This is a genomic window from Ruegeria hyattellae, assembly GCF_041537925.1.
Classification (GTDB): Bacteria; Pseudomonadota; Alphaproteobacteria; order Rhodobacterales; family Rhodobacteraceae; genus Ruegeria_C.
The window spans coordinates 747651-770244 of sequence record NZ_JBGOSH010000002.1; the positions used below are offsets into that span (position 1 = coordinate 747651).

Annotated in this window: 16 protein-coding genes and 1 pseudogene; 11 read left to right on the forward strand and 6 right to left on the reverse strand. The window is 57.0% G+C overall.

Annotated elements, in window-relative coordinates; all coding sequences use genetic code 11:
- Positions 1–192 precede the first annotated feature (192 nt).
- Positions 193–1143, forward strand: coding sequence for an alpha/beta hydrolase family protein (locus tag AB1E33_RS07360; RefSeq protein ID WP_372576599.1), 951 nt, complete (start codon positions 193–195; stop codon positions 1141–1143).
- 40 nt (positions 1144–1183) lie between these two features.
- Positions 1184–1822, forward strand: a pseudogene (locus tag AB1E33_RS07365) (IS6 family transposase).
- A 347-nt stretch (positions 1823–2169) separates the two neighbouring features.
- Here the strand turns inward: AB1E33_RS07365 and AB1E33_RS07370 are convergent.
- Positions 2170–2907, reverse strand: a complete 738-nt coding sequence (locus AB1E33_RS07370) for a response regulator transcription factor (RefSeq protein WP_372576600.1) — start codon at positions 2905–2907, stop codon at positions 2170–2172.
- Complete coding sequence (locus AB1E33_RS07375) at positions 2904–5285, reverse strand: ATP-binding protein (RefSeq protein ID WP_372576601.1); 2382 nt, start codon at positions 5283–5285, stop codon at positions 2904–2906. Before AB1E33_RS07375 ends, AB1E33_RS07370 begins: the two co-directional genes overlap by 4 nt.
- A gap of 207 nt (positions 5286–5492) precedes the next feature.
- On the opposite strand from AB1E33_RS07375, the gene AB1E33_RS07380 reads away from it, so the two are divergent.
- From AB1E33_RS07380 to AB1E33_RS07420, 9 genes are all read left to right on the forward strand, one after another.
- Entirely contained in the window at positions 5493–8225 is a 2733-nt protein-coding gene (locus AB1E33_RS07380; RefSeq protein ID WP_372576602.1) for a molybdopterin-dependent oxidoreductase, read from the forward strand.
- A 25-nt stretch (positions 8226–8250) separates the two neighbouring features.
- Positions 8251–9231, forward strand: coding sequence for a chlorate reductase subunit beta (gene clrB / locus AB1E33_RS07385; RefSeq protein WP_372576603.1), 981 nt, complete (start codon positions 8251–8253; stop codon positions 9229–9231).
- Positions 9232–9260: 29 nt separating this feature from the next.
- Positions 9261–9986, forward strand: coding sequence for a molecular chaperone TorD family protein (locus AB1E33_RS07390; protein WP_372576604.1), 726 nt, complete (start codon positions 9261–9263; stop codon positions 9984–9986).
- Between the two features lie 11 nt (positions 9987–9997).
- Complete coding sequence (locus tag AB1E33_RS07395) at positions 9998–10762, forward strand: ethylbenzene dehydrogenase-related protein (protein ID WP_372576605.1); 765 nt, start codon at positions 9998–10000, stop codon at positions 10760–10762.
- Positions 10763–10765: 3 nt separating this feature from the next.
- Positions 10766–11878: a P-loop NTPase gene (locus AB1E33_RS07400; RefSeq protein WP_372576606.1), complete on the forward strand. Its 1113-nt coding sequence runs from the start codon at positions 10766–10768 to the stop codon at positions 11876–11878.
- Positions 11878–13719 (forward strand): WD40/YVTN/BNR-like repeat-containing protein, encoded by a 1842-nt coding sequence (locus AB1E33_RS07405; RefSeq protein ID WP_372576607.1) that lies wholly within the window; start codon positions 11878–11880, stop codon positions 13717–13719. The genes AB1E33_RS07400 and AB1E33_RS07405 overlap by 1 nt, the downstream gene beginning before the upstream one ends.
- Positions 13685–13951, forward strand: coding sequence for a DUF2478 domain-containing protein (locus tag AB1E33_RS07410; RefSeq protein WP_372576608.1), 267 nt, complete (start codon positions 13685–13687; stop codon positions 13949–13951). Before AB1E33_RS07405 ends, AB1E33_RS07410 begins: the two co-directional genes overlap by 35 nt.
- A 618-nt stretch (positions 13952–14569) precedes the next feature.
- Positions 14570–15280, forward strand: a complete 711-nt coding sequence (locus AB1E33_RS07415) for a VIT1/CCC1 transporter family protein (RefSeq protein WP_372576636.1) — start codon at positions 14570–14572, stop codon at positions 15278–15280.
- Positions 15281–15388: 108 nt separating this feature from the next.
- Positions 15389–15709: a c-type cytochrome gene (locus AB1E33_RS07420; protein WP_372576609.1), complete on the forward strand. Its 321-nt coding sequence runs from the start codon at positions 15389–15391 to the stop codon at positions 15707–15709.
- Positions 15710–15773: 64 nt separating this feature from the next.
- Here AB1E33_RS07420 and AB1E33_RS07425 read toward each other — a convergent pair whose 3' ends face one another.
- From AB1E33_RS07425 to AB1E33_RS07440, 4 genes are all read right to left on the reverse strand, one after another.
- Positions 15774–16898: an ABC transporter permease gene (locus AB1E33_RS07425; protein WP_372576610.1), complete on the reverse strand. Its 1125-nt coding sequence runs from the start codon at positions 16896–16898 to the stop codon at positions 15774–15776.
- A complete protein-coding gene (rbbA, locus tag AB1E33_RS07430) occupies positions 16899–19595 on the reverse strand; it encodes a ribosome-associated ATPase/putative transporter RbbA (protein ID WP_372576611.1) in 2697 nt (898 codons plus the stop codon). It lies immediately after the preceding gene.
- Positions 19592–20587 carry an HlyD family secretion protein gene (locus AB1E33_RS07435; RefSeq protein WP_372576612.1) on the reverse strand — a complete coding sequence of 332 codons (996 nt, stop codon included), beginning with the start codon at positions 20585–20587 and terminating at the stop codon, positions 19592–19594. The genes rbbA and AB1E33_RS07435 overlap by 4 nt, the downstream gene beginning before the upstream one ends.
- Before the next feature lie 476 nt (positions 20588–21063).
- On the reverse strand, positions 21064–22594 hold a 1531-nt coding region (locus AB1E33_RS07440), incomplete at its 5' end, for a cadherin-like domain-containing protein (RefSeq protein WP_372576613.1).

Below are 22594 nucleotides of genomic sequence, written 5' to 3' on the forward strand. Positions count from 1 at the left end.
CGACCTGTCCTCAATCAAGATCAAGGACAGATATAGACAGTGCAACTCGTTGTTTCAAATGGACCTATGACCCAGATTTGACCCTATTCTGAACGATGATCGGAGCTTTATATGAGACACATTTCATATCTTCTTGCCGGGGTCTTAGCCGCGTGTGGAGTTGGGACCCAAGCCCAGCCTTATCAGCCTGCAATGACCGAACTGGAAATTGTAGACGCAGAAGGGACGCGAGATCTTTCCGGGTTTCTTTGGTATCCGACGGATGCGACCGGGCCATTAACCTTCGACTTTGAAAGTGAGGTGTGGGTGGGGACAAAAGTTGTAAAGGATGCTGTTCCGGCAACGAACCGGTTCCCGCTTGTTGTCTTATCGCATGGTATGTTTGGCAATGCATACAATCAGGCTTGGCTCGCCAGTGCGCTGGCGCAGCACGGCTTCATTGTGGCCGCCATCAGCCACCCTGGAACTTCAACCTGGTCCCGCGACCCCGATCAAACTCGGCAATTGTGGGAGCGGCCAAAGGACATTTCCCGTGTCATAGATCATGCGGTCGGGTCGTCGGAATTTGCGCGACATGTCGATCCAGACAGGATCTATATGGCGGGACATTCATTGGGTGGGTTCACGGCTGTGGCGCTAGCCGGTGCACGGTATGACACGGCTGGGCTGAAGCGGTTTTGTGATACTCAGCCAGACGAGCTGGCCTGTGGTATTCTTTCAGACTGGAAAATCGCGCAAACACCCGAAGATCGCGTTCAAATGGAGTCTGATCTGTCGGATCTCCGGATCAAGGCATTTGCAGTTTTTGATCTTGGTGGAACACAGAGCTTTTCCGAGACAAGCCTTCGTCAAATTGACCGACCTGTGCTGGTCTTTGGGGCACCGATCATGAATTCGGGTCTGACGCTCGACATCGAATCCCGGGCGCTGGTTGCAGCCCTGCCAGAGAGCAATACACACTATCTCGAGCCGGAAACACTTTCGCATTTTGATTTTCTAGGCCGCTGCAAGCCCGGAGGTTATGAGCTCCTGGCAAAAGAGGAACCTGGTGATGAGATCATCTGTTCAAATGGTGGCGCAGTGCGTGCCGCCAAGCATGAGATGATAATCGAGAGAGTCAGGCGTTTCTTTTCGACTTCATGATGGTAGTGTCGCAAACTTTCTGATTGCTGTTGCGCCTGGTATCCGCCTTGTCCAACTGGCGCAGTTAAGAAACCCGAAATCTGTGATCCTCTACACGGTCTAATCCTACGTTCGCTTTGGTGTCTCGTACTGAGATCTCGAAGAGATCATGGCCGAACGAGGTGTCGCAGTCGATCATTCAACGCTCAATCGTTGGGTAGAGACATACTTTGTCGCCGTTGCCAGTGAGACGCCCAGTCGGAAAGTGCCGACCGGTCAATCTTGGCGGATGGATGAGACCGACGTGAAGGTTAGAGGTCGCTGGACGTATCTCTGTCGAGCGATAGACAAATGCGGAATAACCCTTGATTTCATGCTGTCCGAGCGACGTGATGAAGCGGCAGCGACCCCATTCTTCGCCAAGGTCATCGCTGGCAACGGATGGCCGGATAAGGTCGTCATCGACAAGAGCGGATCGAACGCAGCCGGTCTGTTCAACATGAATTGCCTGCTGGTGATGCGTTACTGGTGTTGGTTGTTCGATGTCCCGCAGGTGAAATACCTCAATAAAATAATCGAACAGGATCACCGTTGCTCAAAGAAGATCACCCGCCCGATTCAGGCCTTCAAATCAGCAGAAGCCACCCTGGCTGGCATCGAAGTAGCTCACATGATCCGCAAAGGACATATCGACCGGTAAGGAAAGTTCGGCTCCGAGCAGTTTGCAGCGTTCACGGGATAATTGTGCCCACCTGAAGCCTCCCTCTCGCCCCACGACAGAGTTTGCGAATAACCTACTTGGGACATGCTCTACGCCCTGCCCTACAGTTCGGACGACCCCGAAGCAGGCCGGATCATCAATTAGGAGTGATCTGCAGGACGAAGCGACACAACATTCTACGCTCTTAGGAGATGCCGTCGTTCGCAATAGTCGTGGCGAACTCACTCTCCGAGCCCTTGTTGCATCATGCTGCGCTACCCGCAATTGGCCGCTTTGACTGAGCTCTGGCGTTGGTCTTGCGTGATCTCACCGAAATTCGGTTACTCCTATGGGTTCGCTTTTGCGCCAAGAACGAGCAGATAACCCGTACGATGCACCGTCACGATTTCGACAGGGAAGGAGCGCATTCGACCCCGAAGCCGGTTTATTAACACATCAACAGTTCTGTCGCCCGGGGACCATTCCCGCCCACAGGCGAATTGTGAGAGTTGATCCCTTGTCTGTACTTCCCCTTCGTTCAATAGAAGGACATGCAACAGTCGCGCTTCGGCAGGCGCCAGAATAACCAAATGACCATCCATATCGAGGCGGCGGCTACGCGGGTCGAACGTCATACCCTCGACCTCAAATGCGTTGCTATCGGCGGGGTTGTTCACGTCAGAAATGGTGCCCAGAAGTTGCCGTATCCGGCTACTCAGTTCTATGGGATTGAACGGCTTGGTCACGTATTCTGCCGCCCCGAGACCAATACCAAGAAGCTTGTCTCTGGTTTCATCCATTGCGCTGAGGATCCAGACCGGGCAGTCGTTTCTGCTCTTTATCGACTGCAGTAGCAAAAGACCGTCGCTATCGGGCAGCCTGCGGTCCAGGAGGACAAGATCGAACTGGCCTTCAGCAATCTGGTCCTCGGCCTCGCGTGCGGTTCCTACGATGATGTATTCAGCACCCGCTCCCGTTACGATGTCCTCAAGCATCAATTGGACAATCGGGTCATCTTCAATGCAAAGGACTTTACTCTTGCTGGAAGCGGATCTACATGCGGCCTGATGATTCCACCCGGTCATTCCGTGGCCCATACCGTTTTCAGGCGGCGCCAGGACGAAATCTCTGCCAGATCTCTGTCAAGCGCTGGCAGGAATGCCGCTAGATTTCCAGGGCGTTCTTCTTCGTTGCACTCAGCTTCCAATTTTCGGAGCGCAGGCTCCAGCTCGGACAACCCCATGATCGCACAGCTGCCAGCCAGTCGGTGTGCAGCCAGTGCCAGCATGTGACTCGACGTATCAGGCTCCCAGTCCCTTAGTTGACTGCGAAAATCAGACCAGTTCGACGCGAACGTATTGATCATCGCGGCTATAGTCTCGGGGGCGAGGCCTTGAAGGCCCTTGAATTCGTCCCGGACCGCCGTTGCAACGGGGAATTCTCGTATTCCCGATCCGAAAATAGCAGATGCCAGGCTGACCTGACCCGCAGGCTTGGCAAGAACCTCGTCAAAGTTTTCAGACCGGCCGAGCAAGGCATCGACATTTGCTGTCAGAGCCAGGAATTTCGCCCGGTTGCCTGATCGTTGCTTGAGATCCTTGACCAGCGTTGGTCCGTCGCCATCAGGCAACAGGTAGTCGATTACATAAACGTCAAACTCCGCTTCTTGGGAAATCCGTCTTGCCTGTTCGACGGAAGCGGCCAGAGTGACCACGAGGCCAATACGTTCCAACTGTCGGTAGGTGACGATGGCACCAATGGGATCATCGTCCACCAATAGGCAGAAACGGGCGGCCGGAGATTTGCGTGCAGTTCGGTTCGGTATGCTCTGGTTCGCCAGATCTTTCAATTTTGGATGCCGCAACGGAACCTCGAACCAAACCGTTGCGCCCGTCGCCCGGTTCTCATAGCCGATCTGACCGTCCATGGCCTCAACCAGGTAATGTGAAATTGCCAGACCCAGGCCCGATCCGCCATTGCCTGTGTCCCGCGCTATCGTTCGCTCGAAGGGGCAAAAAAGGGCCGCAGCAGCGTTTTGGGGGATGCCGGGACCATGGTCACACACTTCAAAGCGCAATGATTGAGACCCTCCTTGCGTACTGATGCACTTGATGGAAACGGAAACGCCATCACCGCTGTCTGCCTTTTGCGCATTCGACACCAGATTGCTCAGAACCTGTTGCGTCATACCCCAGTCAATATGCGCCGATTTCGGGACACTGGCGTCGATAGTGAAATCAAGCGGTGTCCGGGCTACGTTTCGGCCGATGATGGCAATACGCCCAAAGGCTCGAATCTCTTCGGACAAGTCCGTGTTTGTTGGCCGGGGTACGGGAGGCTCGTTTTCTAATTTGGAATAATCCAACACATTGCTGAGGGTCTGCAACAATGCTTTGCCTGCCCCCTCGATGACGTCGAGATACGTTTCCGAGTTGGCTTGGTCGGCGGTACGCAAGAGCTCCGCCGCACCAAGAACGCTGTGCAGGGGGGTTCGGATTTCGTGACTCATGGTAGCCAGAAATCGCGACATGCCTCGTTCCGATTGTTTGGCTTCGTCCGCTCTGAGCTGGTGAGCCGTCACATCGTTCAGTAGGACCACATGGCCAAGCGCCATATTTTCCACCGCGTCGTGTAGGACACGGGTGCAAATATCGAAACAGCGACGGCCGTTGAGTGTGTCCAACCAGATCGGCTCTTCTGACGTCTGCGCGCATTCCATTATCTGGTCGACGACAGCTTGGAGAGATTTTTTCCGAAGTCGCATCGACCGCAGATAGATGATATCGCCAGCCTGCGCGTCGCGCCCCAGAAACTGTTCGGCCGAAGCTTGGTTGGCATTCACCAGGTTGCCACCGCGATCCAGAAGGAAAGCGGCATTCTGAAGGCTTTCGAAAACCGCAAAATACCGGTCCTTGTCCAGCGTTATGGCGCGCGATCTTTCTTGCAGCTCGCGAAGGCGAAGGTTGTCGCTTTTGTCGTTCCAGTCTGCGCCGATGCTGAGCTCGGTCTCGTCAAAGAAATCGCGTACGCGCGATGCTTCTTCCGTGCTTATGCCGCCAGGAAGTTGGGCGAGTTCAGACAGGTAAAGGTTCCGAAAGTGCTTGAACAAACCCACATACATCTGAAGTGTAATGCCCAGCGATCTGTGCTGGCGGGCAATCTGGCGCATGCGCAAGAACCGCGGATCGGAAGCATAATCAAGTGTCGCGAGAGGGCCATTCGGCACGCCATCGCTGCTACCAAGATACTTGGCAAGTGAATCCGTTACGCTGACGATCGCCTCGACCCAGGCGGCGCGGATCGTCGTGGTAAACGGCGCGTAACCATTTGATTTAGCGATTTCGATTGATTGATCGACCAAGGGGTCAAGGCGCTGCTCCAGAAAATCGGTCAGCGCACTGATCTGGCTATTTCGCCCGAAAGCGGACGAGTTGGCTTGATCTGTATCGGTTGGCATCTGCATCTCGGTCCGTTGGGTGGTCCATCGGAGCATCTCTTAACCGCAATAAAACCATCATATCATGCCAACGCAAACCCTAGGGTCAGGTTTGTTTACAACTCATTTACATCTCGCAACAACTTTGCAGCCTTTGGGCGGCTGTTCATCTCTATCTTGTGATTCAATGGGTCGACCCAACGAATTGGGCGCGTTGCGATAGGGAGGAAGAACATGCTGCGCATGAAGCGTCGTGAGTTCCTGCGAAATTCATCACTTGTTGGTGCCGGAGTTCTGGCTGCGGACAAAGCCTGGTCTTTGAACCGGCTCGAGCCCATAGCCGACACGCTGGACGAGGAATATCCTTATCGCGATTGGGAGGATCTCTATCGCCGCGAATTCACTTGGGACAAAATTGGCAAAGCTGCGCATTGCATCAATTGCGTCGGCAACTGCGCCTTTGACGTCTATGTCAAAGACGGCATCGTCATTCGCGAGGAACAACTGGCGAAATATCCGCAGATCAACCCCAATGTGCCCGACGCCAACCCGCGTGGCTGCCAGAAGGGTTCGATCCACTCCGCCGCCATGTATGAAGGCGATCGCCTGCGTTACCCGATGAAACGCGTGGGCGAGCGCGGCGAAGGCAAGTGGCAGCGCATGGAATGGGACGAAATCGCCGAAGAGATTGCCGACAAGGTGATCGACATCTTCGAAAAACACGGCCCCGGCAAGCTGATGACCCATACCGGATCCGGCAACCTTTCAATGGTCCGGTTTGCTGCGCCCTATCGGTTCGCCTCGCTGGTCGGCGGGGTGCAGCTCGATATCTTCACAGATGTGGGCGACCTGAACACTGGCGCGCATCTGGCCTATGGCAACCCGTTGGAAAGCTTTACGTCGGATGCCTGGTTCGACGCCGATTACATCATGATGTCACTCTTTAACCCCAACGCGACACGGATCCCGGACGCGCATTACCTGTGGGAGGCCAAGTGGAACGGCGCGCGCGTCGTGTCGGTGGCGCCAGACTATAACCCATCTTCGATCCACGCCGATCTGTGGATGCCGATCAAGCAGGGCGCTGATCCGTTCTTGGCGATGGCCATGATCAATGTGATCATCGAAGAAGGGCTCTACAAGGCGGATTTCGTCAAGGAACAAACCGACCTGCCGGTGCTGGTGCGCACCGACAATGGCAAGATGCTGCGAGAGGCCGATATCAAGGACGGTGGTTCCGATCAGAACTTCTATCACTGGGACCTGAACTCGGGCACAGCGGTGATGCTGAAGGGCACGATGGGGTCCGAGGATAAGACGCTCGCGCTGGAGGGTGTTGACCCGGCGCTCGAGGGCACTTTCACGGTCGAGGGGATCGAGGTCACCACGGTCTTTGAAAACGTACGCAGGGAAGCGGCAAAGTACACGCCCGAGAGTTCTGCAGAAACGACCGGCATTGCGGCCGACACCGTTCGCGCCGAGGCGCGGGCCTTCGCAAATGCAAAGAAGGCCATCCTGATGCTGGGCTTCAATGTCGGGCGCTATTCCAACGGCATCTACACCGGCTGGGCCCAGGCGTTGATGCTGGCGCTGACCGGCCATGGCGGCAAGACCGGTGGGCTGGATACCTCGTGGATCGACTGGAAGCACATCCCGTGGCTGCAACTTGCTCTATTCGGCTTCGAAAAATTTCCGCGACTCGAGCCGGGCGGGTTGGGCGAATTCCAGCGCGGCCATATGATCGAGCACGCGCGCGAGTACTTTGACAATGACAAGCTGAAAGAGCGTGTCGGATTCAATGTCGACGAGATGGAGGAGGCCATCAACGAAAGCATCCAGGCAGGCTGGATGCCGTATAGTGGCGACGTCAAAGGGCTGATCTCGATCGCCGACAACAAGTTCCGCCGCAACAAATTTGCCGACAAGTACCGCGATCGCATTCTGCACGAGGTTGAGGAACTGTTCGTCGACATCAACGTGCGCATGGACAGCACTGCGCAATGGGCTGATTACCTTCTTCCTGCTGCCAGCCACTACGAGGCCTGGGATCTGCGTTCGGTCGGTTATCATCGTTTCATCAACGTCTTCTCGCGCCCGGTTGATCCGATCGGCGAGGCCAAGCCCGACTGGGACATCATGGTGCTCCTGTCCAGGAAGATCCAGGAACGCGCCGTTGCACGGGGCGTGGAAGGTTTCGAAGACGGCGATGTGAGCCGCGACCTGCACACGATCTACGACGATTTCACTATGAACGGCGCGCTGATGACCGACTATGACGCCACCAAATGGCTCGTGGACAACAGCCCGGAAATGGGAGGCATCACACTGGAAGAGGCGGCGGAACAGGGCTTTATCGTGATGAATGCCGAAGGTGGCAACAATCAGCCGATCCCGCCGGACGAGCCGTACAACCCCTTCGTGGCACAGACCGAGGACAAGAAGCCCTATGAAACGCTGACCGGCCGGGTGACCTTCTACTGCGACCATCCGACCTTTGAGAAGATGGGCGCCACCGTGCCCACAGCACGCCATCACGCCGGTAGCGAAGCATCGAACTATCCGCTTTCGTTCTATTCGCCGCACACCCGCTGGGGCATTCACTCGAACTGGCGTTCGAACAAGTTCATGCTGCGTCTGCAGCGAGGCGAGCCAAACATCTACATCAGCCCGAAGCTTGCCGCGCAAAAGAACATCAAAGACGGGTCCAAGGTGCGGATTTTCAACAGCGCCGGAGAGTTCTTTGCTCAGGCCAAGTTTTATCCGAGCATGCCTGAGGCATCAATCATGATGGAACACGGCTGGGAACCGCATCAATACGAACAGATGAAGCCGATGAACAACGCCATGGCCACCCTGATCCAGCCATTGGAGCTGGCCGGTGGCTGGGGTCATCTGGGCTTCAAGCTCTTTAAATGGAACGCAAACCAGCTGGCGCATGAAAGTGGTGTCGACGTGGAACCGGCGTGAGCCGAGTTGAGAGGGAGGTTAAGACATGGCCGTGAAACGTCAGCTAAGCATGGTTCTGGACCTGAACAAATGCATCGGGTGCCACACTTGCACATCCGCCTGCAAGCTGCAGTGGACCAACCGCAACGGGCGTGAATACATGTACTGGAACAACGTCGAGACGATGCCCGGCACAGGCTACCCAAAGAACTACGCCGACATGGGTGGCGGGTTCGATGCGGATGGTGCCCTGAAACTCGGTATCGAACCCAGCGCCGAGGACTACGGAGTACCGTGGGATTACAACTACGAAGAAGCGCTGATGACCGGCACTGACCCGTGGCTCAGGCCCAACGTCAAACCGACCTGGGGTGCGAATTGGGACGAAGACCAAGGCGAAGGCGAATACCCAAACTCATACTACTTCTACCTTCCGCGGCTGTGTAATCATTGCGACAATCCCGCCTGCCTAGCTGCCTGTTCGCGCAACGCGATCTATAAAAGGCAGGAAGACGGTATCGTTCTGATCGACCAGGAACGCTGCCGTGGCTATCGCTACTGCGTTTCGGCATGCCCCTATAAGAAGGTCTATTTCAACGAGGAAATCTCGAAGTCCGAGAAATGCATCTTCTGCTACCCGCGCATCGAGAAGGGCCTGCCTACGGCCTGCGCCAAGCAATGCGTCGGCCGGATCCGCTGGATCGGTTATCGCGACGACGAAGACGGACCCATCCATACTCTGGTCGACAAGTACAAGGTTGCTTTGCCGTTGCACCCTGAGATGGGTACCAAACCGAACGTGTTCTATGTGCCGCCCCTGTCGCCGCCGAAGATCGACGCCAATGGCGGGGCGACGGCGGAAAGCCGGGTGCCACTGGATTATCTCGAAAGCCTCTTTGGCGACGGGGTTAGCGCCGCGCTCGATACCATCACCGCAGAGCGCGCCAAAAAGGCCGCCGGTGAGGCAAGTGAATTGATGGACACGCTGATCGGCTACCGCCACGCCGAGATGTTCAAGCTAAGCTGATGTCTGTCGCAATGTCATCACGGCCGCCTATGGGAGACAGTCCTCAACGGGCACGGGCAAAGGAAACGATCTGGCTATTGTCGGCGCTGGCTGTTGGATATCCCTCAGAGGAGTTTTTTGAGGCCGTCGCCTCGGGTCAGTTTCATGCGGCGTTGAACCATTCCTGGGCAGATGCGACCGGATCGGCCTGGCCCAGAATGCCGGCCTCGCATGATTACGAGAGCTTTGAGGCGGGTTATATCAGCGCCTTTTTGCACGGCCGCGGCGGCAAACCCACGGCTGCGCTATTGGCCGGTGACCATGATCACATCCTCGCCGGGCTGACCCGCCCGGTTTTCATGCTGAATATCGCCGCTTTCTACAGGCATTTCGGGCTGAAAGCCGCCACCGGGGATGAAGGCAAGAACGACGAACCTGACCATCTGGCCAGCATGCTGGAATTGATGTCGGTGCTTTGCCATCTCGAGGCGGGGGCGCTGGCCGAGGACAAGGATGCATCCGGGTATCGTCGCGCACAGCGCGATTTCCTGGGCCGCTATCTTGGGCAAACGTTAGAGACTGTCGCGGGATTGTTGCGGCACCATCCAGTCGAATTGCTGGACCCGACGATTGCCCATCTTGTTCAGGACATCAGCGCCTGGGCAGAGGTCCAAATGAATGAGTTAGAGATACGTGTCGGTCCGTTTCGCGACCCCGATGCGCCCAAAGCCAGCACCGTCCCCGCAGAGCCGGCAGAACAGAACCTTTGGGGATAAGGAGATCCAATATGCAAAGAACGATCGCGACCCTGACTGCCCTGGCCATTCTCGCGGCTCCGACCCTTTCCGCCGCCCAGACCTTGGCAGAAGCGAATGTCAAACTGATCGAGGTCTTTGACACTGTCCAGGTCTCGACCATTCCCGACGGGATCTATCTGCGCAGCATCAACGATCCGGATGACGTCATCTGGGAACGTCTGCCCGAGTATCGTGTGGCCATGTCACCGGCGCCAGCTGTGCATGACTCCGTCGAACTCCGGATCAACTACGACGCCGAGGCGACCTTTCTCAACATGACGCTCGCCAAAACATCCGAGCGGTTCTATGTGCGTTTGCGCTGGATAGACGACACCCCAAACACGGCGTCCGCTTTCGACCAGTTCCGCGATGGTGCCGCAGTGCAGTTTTCACTGGGGGATGACGATACATCTTACATCATGGGCGACGGACCCGATAGCGCGGTCAACATCTGGTATTGGCGCTCTGACAGCAATTCGGTGCAGAACCTTGCAGCCGGCGGTCCCGGCAGCACGACAACGCTGGAGCAACAAGCGGTCAGCGGCGACAGCATGTATTCGGCCAATGACGGTGACCCGAACGAGTGGACGGTGGTGATGTCCCGTCCCATTGCGCTCGAAGGCGATCACAACGTTTCGCTGAGCCAGGACGTGGTGCCGATGGCATTTGCGCTCTGGCAGGGATCCGAGCGGCAGCGCGACGGGCTGAAAAGCGTCTCGGACGGCTGGATCCTGCTTGACATGACGCCGAACTGACGCATGGATTTCCTGACCCCCGAGGAAAAGGCAAGTGTGGAAAAGACCGATTGCGGTCTGGGCCACGCATGCCAGTTCTGCCCGCAGGAATCGGCCTGTACGCTTGACAAGTCGCACCACAACAAGGTTCTGATCGAAAACCGGCTGCAGGAAATCGACCAGATCATCGTCGTGCTCGCCAACAAGGGCGGCGTCGGAAAGAGCACGGTCAGTGCCAATCTGGCTGCCGGGTTGGCCAAAGACGGGTTTCGCGTAGGTGTGGCAGACGCCGATATACATGGACCGAACCAAAGCCGCTTTTTTGGTTTTGCCGGTGCCAAGATCCGTACCACCCGGTCGGGGCTGCAAACCCTCGGGTTCGTTGCCGAAGGTATCACGCACCCGGTCAATGTCGGGTCGCTGGCCTTCATGCTGGAAGACGACACCACTCCGATTGTCTGGCGTGATGCCTATAAGCACGACTTCATCCACCACCTGATCGGTAGCTTCGATTGGGGCTCTCTGGACTTTCTGGTTGTCGACATGCCACCAGGCACCGGGAACGAGTTGATAACGCTTTGCGACATGCTTGAGGGCAGCAACGTGTCCTCGGTTCTTGTGACTTCGCCGCAGGCGGTGGCACAGATGGACAGTCTCAAGGCCGGGCGCTTCTGCCGCGAACGGGGCCTGCCAGTGATCGGAGCCGCCGTGAACATGGCCGGGGTGCAGTGCCCAAATTGCCACGAGGAATATCATCTCTTTCCAGACGCGGGCGTCGCAGAGGCGCTGGCCGATCTCGATATCGCGAAAATCGCCGAGATCCCGCTTTCGCCTGACATTGCGTTGGGGTCCGACAACGGGGCGCCGGTTGTCACGTCTATGCCCGACGGCGTGGTGGCCCGTGCCTTTGCGCCAATGATCAAGGCGGTTGCCATGCTGGGCCGAGAGGATTTTCACGAGGCCGTAGCCGAAACGATGCAAGGCGTGTTTGCCGAGAACCTGAGCGACGTAGACATGCTGGAAGCGTTGGCGGAACTGCCCGAGGGTGGCGAACTGAGAGCTGAAGTTGCGGACATGCTGGATCTCGAAATCGCCCGACTAATACAGGCATCGCAAACCACCAAGGACGGACCGTAATGAACATAGCAGCCGAAACGGTTTCACGCCGCGGATTGTTCCGCGGCCAGTTCGGAGCCAAGCCCGAGGCCGCGCCGGGGTGGTTCTCTGTCGACGGCATCTCGGCCGGTCCGGGTGACGTGTTCTGGGACGGCTGGGCCGACGATGCTGGCATTTTCGTGGTCGGTGATGACGGCGTGATCAATCACTTCGACGGAAAGAACTGGGACCGGATGCCGTGCCCGGCCCCGGTGCCCATCCACGCGATTTGGGGCTCGGACCGGACTAATTTGTGGGCTGTTGGATGGATGGGCCTGATCCTGCGTTTTGACGGGGAGACGTGGCACCAGATTCGCGGCTGCGTTGTCGATGCGGGCGGAAAATACCCTTCGGTTCCTGAAAACATCCCGCTTTTTGATATTTGCGGCTTCGATGACGGACAGGTCTGGGCCGTAGGCGACCGCGGAACGATCCTGCATTACGATGGCGTCGACTGGGAGGCGGAGGACGCCGGCACACGCGCGCATTTGCGTTCCGTGATTGTTCTGGGCAACGGGTGCGTGATGGCCTCGGGCAGCGATAGCACGGTCTTGTTGCGGGGCGCCGATGGCCGGTGGCAAGTGCTCGATTGCCCGGTTTCGTCCAATTTCACAGCCTCGCTTGCAATCGGCAGCAATGGTGCTCTACTGGCCGGAGGGCGCTATTTCGTCGGCGCGAACGGGTTTCGCGGCGATCTCGCCATTTGGGATGGTGAAAGGTTCGAGCGGTTCTTTTCCGACATGGAAGTCAGCCGGTTCCGCGCGGTCGGGAGAACAACCCAGGGCATGCTCTCCATTGGAGATGCCGGGCAAATCCATCTGATCCGCAGTGGCCGTATCGACCGGGTTCAAAGCGGTACGGGGCACGACCTTCTGGGTCTGATAGACCTGCCGTCCGGCGAGGCCATGACCGTTGGAGACTTTGGTACTATCCTAGTGGGCGACAGCGACGCGCTGACTTGCTTTGCACCCGCAGTTTTATCCGGCCAGGACGCGGTGAATTGGGCCGCGATGGACAGCGGCACGGACCGCCAGCTTTGGGGTATGTGGCACGACCCTGTGAAGAACGCGCTTTATGCGTGCGGCGAAGAAGGCACGGTTCTTTGCCACGACCGCGGCAAATGGCAGGCCTTGCCGCCCGCGGGCGATCTTGGCATCCACGATCTGGCCCGCGCGCCCGATGGCGGGTTGCTGGCCGCCGGGCAGCTGGGCGAAATCCATCATTTTGACGGCACAACCTGGCGCAAGCACTTCGATCTCTTCATGGATGTCACGTTGTTGTCACTCTGGTCGGACGGAACCGGTCAGATCTTTGCCGCCGGAGATGAAGGCCTCGTATTGCATTGGAGCGGTTCTGACTGGGAGCGCATGCCTTCAGGCACAAAAAGCGCACTTTACGGTCTATGGGGCATGGACGCAGAACACTTGCTGGCCGTGGGTGACTTTGGCCAAGTTATGCGATGGAACGGGTCGCGCTGGGATGAATTCAATGCTGGAACCGAACATTTCCTGTTCGATGTTTGGGGACGCTCGCTGAACGATGTTTTCGTCGTCGGACTGTCCGGAACGATTGGACATTTTGATGGTGCGCGTTGGAACATCACACCGGCCCGAGCGCGAAACGACCTGCTTGCGCTTGTCGGAACGAAGGACGACGTCGTGGCGGTTGGTGCCGCAGGTGCCGCAGTCAGATACGACGGTCATCGCTGGCATATGGACCCAACTGGCACAACTGCCGGCCTGCGGGCGATCACTGTGGATGGTGCGGGCCAATATTTCGCTTCGGGAGATGGTGGAGCGATTTTTTACCGCGAATCCAAATAAACGCGCTGCGGAAAAGGCCAGAGCTCGCGCGCGCGGTTGCCAATTGGGCATCGTCGCGGCGTCGTTTGGTCCACATGCGGATCTGCTGACCGCCAACAAATTCGGAAAACAAGAAGCGTACAACGCCTGCGTTCGTGCCCTGATTGGCGAGGCAACCACACTTGTTGTTCTCGTTCTTACAGGCGTGAGCGTCCTCAATCTTGAGGCCTTTTGCCAGCTCTCAGCCGGATAGAAAATGCGGCTGAAAGCATGAGAGAGCTTGCTGACTGACTTGTTCTGGGACACCAGAAAAAAGACCGACCGGGTGGCCGCGCTCAGTTCGAAACCAAACTGAAAGAACTGAACGCAGAAAATGCGCAACGTCCGAAATTACGAGGGCCAACAACGAGAACCGACTGTCTACGCCAGATCGCTTTACCGGAACTCCGCGCTGCAAAGCGGACTATGTGTTCGAATTGGCGAATGCCCACAAAGTTTAAGGATTTTCGATGCCGGCCATGGAGCAAGATTTCAGCGGGCACTGAGTGTGGCCCGCGCTCGAAAACGCCGACAAGGAGAAAGCCGCGGGGGTTTGGGCGGTGTCTATGGGCAAAGCGTTTCACTGGCGCTGTTTTCTGAAAAGCCTTGATCGTTAGGCGTCGGCCTTTTGCTTGAGCCGAAGACCTTTTTCTGCACAGCGAGTCAGTAGCCTTGAGTGGTCCGGCCATTGGGGCGCGGGCCTCCAAATCGCCAGCCGGTCGGTTGAACCTTTCGCCGCACCCCCCCATTCGATGTCAGCAATGTTCGTTTGATCTGGCTCAAGGCGAAATTCGGTAGGGCTTTTAGTTTAGCGCCGTAGGGGAGAATGGTTATATCCGATCACGGTCATACCCCGGCGGAGATCGCCGCGCGCATTGGAACGCCACCTGGAAGGGGCGTACTGCGTGATGCGGTGTATGGCGCGATTGATGGGACGGTTACGACATTCGCCATTGTCGCGGGCGTCACAGGGGCGGGTCTGTCACCCTATGTCATCGTTGTACTGGGCCTGGCAAACGTGCTGGCCGACGGATTTTCAATGGCGGCGGCCAATTACTCGGGTGTCAAAGCCGAGCATGACAACACTTTACGCATCCGAAAGATCGAAGAGCGTCACATTCGGAATTATCCCGACGGAGAGAGGCTTGAGGTTCGGGAAATCCTATCGCGAAAAGGACTAGAGGGGCACGTTCTGGATCAGGCAACTGAGGCCATAACCAGGAATCAAAACAATTGGATCGCGCTGATGATGGAAGGCGAGTACGGGTTGGGTGGGATTGAACCGCGTCCGCTGCGCGCCGCCGCTGTCACATTTCTATCGTTCCTCGTTGCGGGAATGGTCCCATTACTACCGTTTCTCATCGGTGGGCCAAATGCGTTCGTGATATCCGCGTGGATGACCATGGCAACCTTCTTCCTCATTGGTGCGCTCAAAAGCTTATGGTCGCTCAGTGCCTGGTGGCGATCGGGGCTTGAGACATCGCTCATAGGTGGGACGGCTGCCGCAATTGCATTTGGAGTTGGCACCATGTTCCATATCTGAAGGCCAAGCCCAGCAAGTGGCTTGAGCGGCTTTTCTCTGAGGAATTGCATTTCCAATGCCGAAATCTCGTCGAACCAAAACCTCGTGTTGTCAGGAGGAAAAAGTAGCATGAAAATCTTGTACTATCTGGCTTTGCCATTTGTTTTTTGGTGGTCTAGCTCCACCATGCTTGCCGCCGAAGACGGTAACGTCGAGATGGGGCGCGATATTGCAGAGGAATACTGCGTTCAATGCCATGACATAAGTGAAAGTGGGTCATTCAAAATGGACCCACCCAGCTTTGCAGCGATCGCAAAATTCCGGTCGAGAATGCAGATCATGCAGCGAATTGAAATGCCTGTACACTCTGACATGCCCCGGTATTCCGACTACATGATTGGCGGAAACATCGGCGACATGGTGGCATATATCATTTCATTGGAAGAATGATTTGGACCGACGTTGATAGCTTGGAACAAAGCTGTTTGCCTTACGAGATCATTCTCTTCTTGATCTACGCAGAGTGCACAACAGATCGTCTGAAAAGCATTAGGCTGGTGGCCAGTAGGGCGATGCCCAGAAATGTCATCCATACGAATTCCGGCCAAACTGTCTCAACGCCCGCGCCTTTGAAGACAATCGCCTGGCTGGCAGACATATAGTGGCGTGACGGAAGGATGAGCGTTCCTGCCTGCAACCAATCGGGCTGGCTCTCGATGGGTGTTTCACCTCCCGACAGCATCAGCATCGGCAAAACGACGAGCATCACCAATAGCGCGAATTGTGCCATAGAGCGCGCGAGCGTTGCCAGAAAAACCCCGAGCGCCGTCGCGGTAAAGAGAAAGAGCGCGGTACCAAACAGAAACAGCGCCTTGGACCCCGCGATGCTGATCCCCAACGAGCCCTGCATCACGAAGGTTAAGGACAGGCCTGCGGCAACCAGCACCACTGCTGCATTCGCCCATATCTTGGCTATCGCGATGTCGAAAGGGGCAATCGGCATGGCCAGCAGGTGCTCAATCGTGCCGTGCTCACGTTCCCGGATCATGGCCGCCCCGGTGAGAATTGTTGTCAGCCACATGATCTGGCCAATTAGCGCGACAATGCCGGCAAATCGCACGGTGTCGCGGTTCGGGTTGAATGCGCTGCGCAAGATGATGTCGACTGTGGATGCGTCCAGCAGATCTGCCCCGATTGCAAAGCGCCGGATCTCGCTGCCCAGAATGTTGGTGATATAGCTTGCACCGATTCCGGCCTGCTCCATCGCCGTCGCGTCGATCAGAACCTGGATTTCCGGCGTGCGCCCCCCACGCACGTCCTTTTCAAAGCCGGGCGGTACAGCGATGACGAAAAGGAACCGCCCCGCGTCCATATGGGCAGCGCCGGACCCCGGCACGATCTGGACAACGGGCTGGAACTCTGGCGGAAAGAATGCGGTGGCCAGTGCGCGAGATAGCGGCGAGTTGTCTTCATCCGCAAATGCAATGGACGCATTGTTCACCGAACTTGCGACTCCGGTGGCCTCCATGATCGGAGCCAAAGTGAAAGACCACACCAGCAGCGCCATCATCACCCAGTCGCGGCGCAGGCTCATCATTTCCTTAAGACCGAGCCAGAAGATGCATGACAGCCGTTGCATTCACTTCTCCTGCGAACGGAGCGAGAGTGCGGCGATCACAGTCAGAACCGGCCCGAAACAGGCAAGTGCCAGAAGGTCAGGTGCGAGCGCCTCCCAACTCAGCCCCTTGGTGAATGCGCCGACGTTCAGGTGCAAAAAGTAGGAGGACGGCCAGAGTGAGCCAATTGTCTGCGCGCCGCCTTCCAATGTCGAGACTGGCTGTAACAGGCCCGAAAACTGGATCGTCGGAACAACCGAGGCGATGGCGGTTGCGAAGGTGGCGGCAACCTGACTGGATGTCATCGTCGCTATCAGCAGCCCGTAGGAGGTGGTCGCCCAAACATACAAAAGTGCGCCGATCGCAAGGGGCACAGGATTGCCCTTGAGCGGTACTCCGAAGACAACGATTGTCATCCAGGCCAGCAACAGGAAGTTCGCGTAGGCAATCACGATATATGGAACTTGCTTACCGATCAGAAACTCCAGCCGTGTCGTCGGGGTCACGTAGAAATTGATGATCGACCCCAATTCTCTTTCCCGGGCGACGCTGACAGCCGTTAGAACCGCGGGCAGCATGATCAGCAGGATCGCGGGCATGGCCGGAGCCATCGCAGCAATGCTCTCGAAGCTCTGGTTGTAGCGAAACCGGGGTTCGATCCGAGCTATCTCGGCCTGACGGGACCCGCTGTCGCGCGCTATTGCATCCATAAATGTCTGGTGCAGGCCCGCGACATACCCCTCGACCGTCTCCCCCTTGAATGGAATCGCGCCATCCACCGTCGCTAGCACTTCAGTCGACTCGCCCGCACGCAGCTTGCGCCCGAAATCAGACGGCAGTTCGACCACCAGTGAGACGTCGCCCGCGATCAATCGATTACGGCCCTCAACCGCGCTGGCCAAAGGTGCTGTTGGCTCAAAGTATCGCGAACCTGATATCTCGGCAATAAATGCGCGGCTTTCTGGTCCTTGCGACAAGTCCAGCACCGCGAATTCAAGCTCATCGATATCGAGAGTAATCCCGAAACAGAAGACGAGCATCAGAATTGCCGACCCGAGGAAGGCGAAGGCAAGCCTAACAGGATCGCGCAACACCTCGACTGTCTCGCGCCGCGCATAAGCCAAAGCGCGTTCGACACTGCCGCCAGACCCATTGCTGGTCGCAGGCAAATCCACTTCGGGCGTCTCAACGGGTGTTGGTTGTTCTGCAGCTTCAAGAATCGAAATAAAGGCCTCTTCCAGGCAGTCTGCATTTTCGACTGCAATCAATTCGTCTGGCTTGCCTTCAGCCAGAACACGGCCAGCATGCATGAGTGAAACTCGGTCGCAGCGCTCTGCTTCGGCCATGAAATGGGTTGAAACAAAAATCGTCACACTTTCCTTGCGCGATAGCTCGAGCAAAAGGGCCCAGAACGAGTCGCGCGCCTCGGGGTCCACGCCCGAAGTTGGCTCGTCCAAAATCAGCACGCGCGGCCGGTGGATCACTGCAACAGCCAAAGACAAGCGCTGCTTGATGCCCAGTGGCAGCGCGACGGCCAGCTTCTTGCTATGGGCTTTTAGGCCAAAGCGTTCCTTTAGTTCCTCGATCCGCGCCTCAGGGTCAGCGATCGCAAATATTCGGGCATGCAGTTGGAGGTTTTGCTGAACCGTCAGCTCTTCGTAGAGCGAGAATGCCTGGCTCATATACCCGATCTCACGCCGCATCTCGCGGTTGTGAGCGTCCACTGGATTGCCAAACAGCAACGCCTCTCCGGAGCTCACGGGAAGAAGTCCCGTCAGCATCTTCATGGTTGTCGATTTGCCGCAGCCATTCGACCCTAGGAAACCGAAGATCTCTCCGCGATTGATTGCAAAATCGACGCTGTCGACAGCCGTGAAGTCGCCAAATCGGCGGGTCAGTTCGCGCGCGACGATGACAGGTGATGCATCGATCTGCCGAGCTGCTGCTTGGTTTAGCCTTGGCCGCGGTTCTTCATGTTTTCGGAGCCGCCTGTAGGCGGTTTCGAGGTCGATGTCTTCGCCCCTCAACTCAACTGGCTTGCCCACGAAAATCACCCGGCCAGCATCCATCGCAACGATCCGGTCGAAACTTTGCGCCTCTTCCATGTAAGCGGTCGAAACGAGGACGGATAGCTTAGGGTTGTCTTGTCGAATCCCATCGATCAGCGCCCAGAACTGACGGCGTGACAGTGGGTCAACGCCGGTTGTGGGTTCATCCAAGACTAAGAACTTAGGATCATGGATCAGCGCACAGCACAGCCCAAGCTTCTGCTTCATTCCGCCAGAGAGCTTGCCCATGAGACGGTCTTCAAAGGGCAGGAGCCCCGTTGCCGCCAGCAAGGCTGCAATCCGAATTTGGCGTTCTTCCCGACCCTGTCCAAAGAGGCGAGAGAAGAACTCAAGGTTTTCACGAACCGAAAGTTCCGCATAGAGATTCCGACCCAACCCCTGCGGCATGAACGCGATGGCAGGACATATGCGGTGTCGATGAGCGGGGTTGTCGATTAACCCGCCAAGTACATCTATCGATCCGGATTGCAGTTTCTTTGCACCGGTGATCAGACTTAGCAGCGTCGACTTGCCAACACCATCTGGCCCTATGAACCCAATGAGCTGGCCGGTTGGCAAATCCAGCGAAACGTTATCCAACGCGATGTGCTTACGATATCGATGCGTGACGCCTGCTATACGGAGGGCAGGCGCGGTCGCATCGGCAATCATTCGAACAACTCGGGTGGAATGCGGCGTTCCAGCGCTTCTGGCCATTCGGTGCTTGCGTTAATTCGGATCACAGCGATACCGCGCAAACCGGTCTTCACGTGCTCTATCCGGCTCGCGATCAGTTCTTCAGGGATGCGGACTCGGACGCGAAAGACCAGTTGCTCCCGTTCATCCATGGTCTCGACCTGCTTCGGAGTGAACTGTGCTTCTGGCGAAATAAACGTAACGGTGGCAGGGATGGCATAGTCCGGCAGCGCATCGAGTACGATACGCGCCTCGGCACCGATGGGCAGTAGCCCGGCCTCGCGCGCCGGGAGGAAAACTTCCATATACACGTTCTCGAGGCTGAGCAGCGTCAGGATCGGCCCGCCAGCCTCGACGACCTCGGCGGGCTCCGCCAGTCGATACAGCACGCGACCCGACACCGGCGCAAAAAGCGAGCTATCCTCGATCTGCGCTTCAATCACGCGCACGCCCGCCTCTGCAGCAGCGATTTGGCTGTCAGCAGTTGCGACCCGGGCTTTGGCGGCCCCCAACACGGCCTCGGCAACTTGGTGGCTGGTTTCGCGTTCTTCAAAGACTGCTTCCGAGATATTCTGACCAGCCAGCAACGCCGCCGCGCGGTCATATTCGTGTTCGGCGCGGCGCTGTTCGCTTTGTCGCTGAACGACCACCGCTTCGGATTCCGCCTTTGTTTGGCGTGCCAGCGCGACCTGGGCCTTCGCGCGGTCAAGTGCTGCGGCGAGTTCATCAGTGTCCATTTCGACCAGAGCATCGCCTGCTTTAACAAGGCTACCTTCGGCTGCCATGACTTTAGCAACGCGTCCCGCAATGGTTGGTGCGATCTCTACCTGCTCCGCCTCAATCCGACCATTGCCCCGCGCGAAACCTGCGGGCAACTCGTCACCATTCTCCGAGGTCAGCAGAAAGACCGCCACCCCCGTGAGCAGGAGCGCCGCCATAGCAATAAATATGCGCACGCTTTTTGTCATGATCCGAAACCTGGCAGTTTGCCACTGTTCCGGTGCCTAATCTGAAAACGGATGACACGCCTTGCGTTGGATCAAATTGGTTCACTCAATAGGCTGAGGTTCTGAAGGTGTTCAGAACAACTAACGTCGAGAAAACCACAGGAGTGCCGTCAAAACCCTGTGTCCCGCCACGGCAAACAGCGCAGATTAATGGATGCTGAATCGATCACATTATCAAACCCCAGGACCAAACACTTGGACGTCTGACCGCTGGTGCGTCTATCAACTCTTGATCCACATTGTTGCACGGGTCAGCGATTGAACAATCACGTTGCGGGGATCAGGTTTGAGACAGACTGGCCTCATATCCATTTGTTTCAGAAGACACGCTCGTACGCCACATGACGGCTCTCGGTCGTGCGGTCTAAACGCGCGGTTCATAGCTACATGGAGAAAGGGGACCTCTTCTTCCGATCTAGATCCATGCAACACGGTGATCATAAGCCAAATACATCATCTCCGTTAAACACTTCGAAGCTTTCGATTTCGCCCTCGAGGAAACTACGCAGCCGATCTGCGGTGCCGTCCTGGCTTCTGACTTGGGACGCGCCTAGCGTCCACGGCTCCGAGTTTCCAACCAAGGCTACCGCGTCTCCCTCAATAACGGGCCGAGCGTTGGCCCCTACAAGCGCCAGGTCGCCACCGTTCACGCCGACATAAAGTTCCATACCGTCCGTCGCAGCAAACTGATACTGCAAATCGATTTCATCTCCAGCTGCGAACAGATTTGCATCGCTGCGGATGACGTAGCTCTCTGTTTGTGTTTGGTGACGCAAAACAATGGAGCCATCCCCGTCGACAAAAGCCGTGACATGCCCACCGTCATCAAAACCAGAGGAATCGCGCGAGAACAGGGCCTGCAGATTTTTTGATGAAAAGTTGCTACCGGATGATCTGCCAGAAAGCTCATTCACAGAGAACGACATTCGCACACCACCTTCAGCAACCTCATAATCGGGAATGTTGTCGATCAAGACATAATCGTTGCCGCCATCCAGTTTAACAACGCCATCAGCCGCAGCTGCGCCGTTTCGGAACTGAGCTGGATTGTCGGTTCCTGATGCTTCGTCGGTGCTCGGTGCGGTTGAAGAGAATTGCCACAAACCAATAACGGCATAATCGACGGGATCCGTCGGATCTTCAAGATCGTCGTTCACTCCGTTGACGATCAGGGTAACGGTCGCGGTATCGGTGCCGCCCTTGCCGTCCGAGACGGTGTAGCTGAAGCTGTCGGACGAATTCTCACCGACGCCCAGGCTCTCGAAAGCCCCGTTCGGATCGTAGTCGAAGGTGCCGTCGCCGTTATCGGTGACCAGGCCCAGTGTACCCGCGGTGTCGAGCGCCGAGACGATGAGAGTGTCGCCATCTACATCCGTGTCGTTGCCTAGCACATTTGCCGTGGTGAAGGCGGTGTCCTCGCTGGTCTCGAACCCAGCCCCAAAATCGTCACCCGCGACAGGCACGTCGTTTGCTCCAGTGATGGTCACGGTCGCCGTATTAGCGACCAAGACGATCCCGTCAGTGACCTCGTATTTGATCGTCACATCGAGAGGCACGCCGGCAGCTAGGTCTTCGAACTGGCCGTCGCCGAGCGAAAACAGCCCGGTCTCAGGATCGGTAGAGCTAGTCAGGACGCGGCCATCGGCCGTGGTGACGGTGACGTTCTCAACATCGAGGTCGTCGCCATCCGGGTCATTTGCTGTTGCCAGAAGATCGACCGTTCGGCCGGTTTGATCCTCGCCAAAGCCCGCCGTAATTGCCGAGATAACCGGGGGTGTGTCCTCTCCGCCGTGCCCGTCGCCATCGCCGTGCCCATCGCCATCGCTGTCATCTCCGCCGTGGCCTGTGCCACCGGTGCCGAAGTCCTGGTCGATGGAGTCGATCCCGCCCTGGTAATAATGTTTGATCTCGTTGGACGGAGGCGTGAAGCCTGCGACCTTGTATTGCTGCAGTTCTGAATCCTTGAAC

Bases quoted from the DNA above. Each gene is read 5' to 3' on its own strand.
- AB1E33_RS07360 (WP_372576599.1), top strand. From the start codon at position 193: ATGACCGAACTGGAAATTGTAGACGCAGAAGGGACGCGAGATCTTTCC.
- AB1E33_RS07370 (WP_372576600.1), bottom strand. From the start codon at position 2,907: ATGACCGGGTGGAATCATCAGGCCGCATGTAGATCCGCTTCCAGCAAG.
- AB1E33_RS07375 (WP_372576601.1), bottom strand. From the start codon at position 5,285: ATGCAGATGCCAACCGATACAGATCAAGCCAACTCGTCCGCTTTCGGG.
- AB1E33_RS07380 (WP_372576602.1), top strand. From the start codon at position 5,493: ATGCTGCGCATGAAGCGTCGTGAGTTCCTGCGAAATTCATCACTTGTT.
- clrB (WP_372576603.1), top strand. From the start codon at position 8,251: ATGGCCGTGAAACGTCAGCTAAGCATGGTTCTGGACCTGAACAAATGC.
- AB1E33_RS07390 (WP_372576604.1), top strand. From the start codon at position 9,261: ATGGGAGACAGTCCTCAACGGGCACGGGCAAAGGAAACGATCTGGCTA.
- AB1E33_RS07395 (WP_372576605.1), top strand. From the start codon at position 9,998: ATGCAAAGAACGATCGCGACCCTGACTGCCCTGGCCATTCTCGCGGCT.
- AB1E33_RS07400 (WP_372576606.1), top strand. From the start codon at position 10,766: ATGGATTTCCTGACCCCCGAGGAAAAGGCAAGTGTGGAAAAGACCGAT.
- AB1E33_RS07405 (WP_372576607.1), top strand. From the start codon at position 11,878: ATGAACATAGCAGCCGAAACGGTTTCACGCCGCGGATTGTTCCGCGGC.
- AB1E33_RS07410 (WP_372576608.1), top strand. From the start codon at position 13,685: ATGGTGGAGCGATTTTTTACCGCGAATCCAAATAAACGCGCTGCGGAA.
- AB1E33_RS07420 (WP_372576609.1), top strand. From the start codon at position 15,389: ATGAAAATCTTGTACTATCTGGCTTTGCCATTTGTTTTTTGGTGGTCT.
- AB1E33_RS07425 (WP_372576610.1), bottom strand. From the start codon at position 16,898: ATGCAACGGCTGTCATGCATCTTCTGGCTCGGTCTTAAGGAAATGATG.
- rbbA (WP_372576611.1), bottom strand. From the start codon at position 19,595: ATGATTGCCGATGCGACCGCGCCTGCCCTCCGTATAGCAGGCGTCACG.
- AB1E33_RS07435 (WP_372576612.1), bottom strand. From the start codon at position 20,587: ATGACAAAAAGCGTGCGCATATTTATTGCTATGGCGGCGCTCCTGCTC.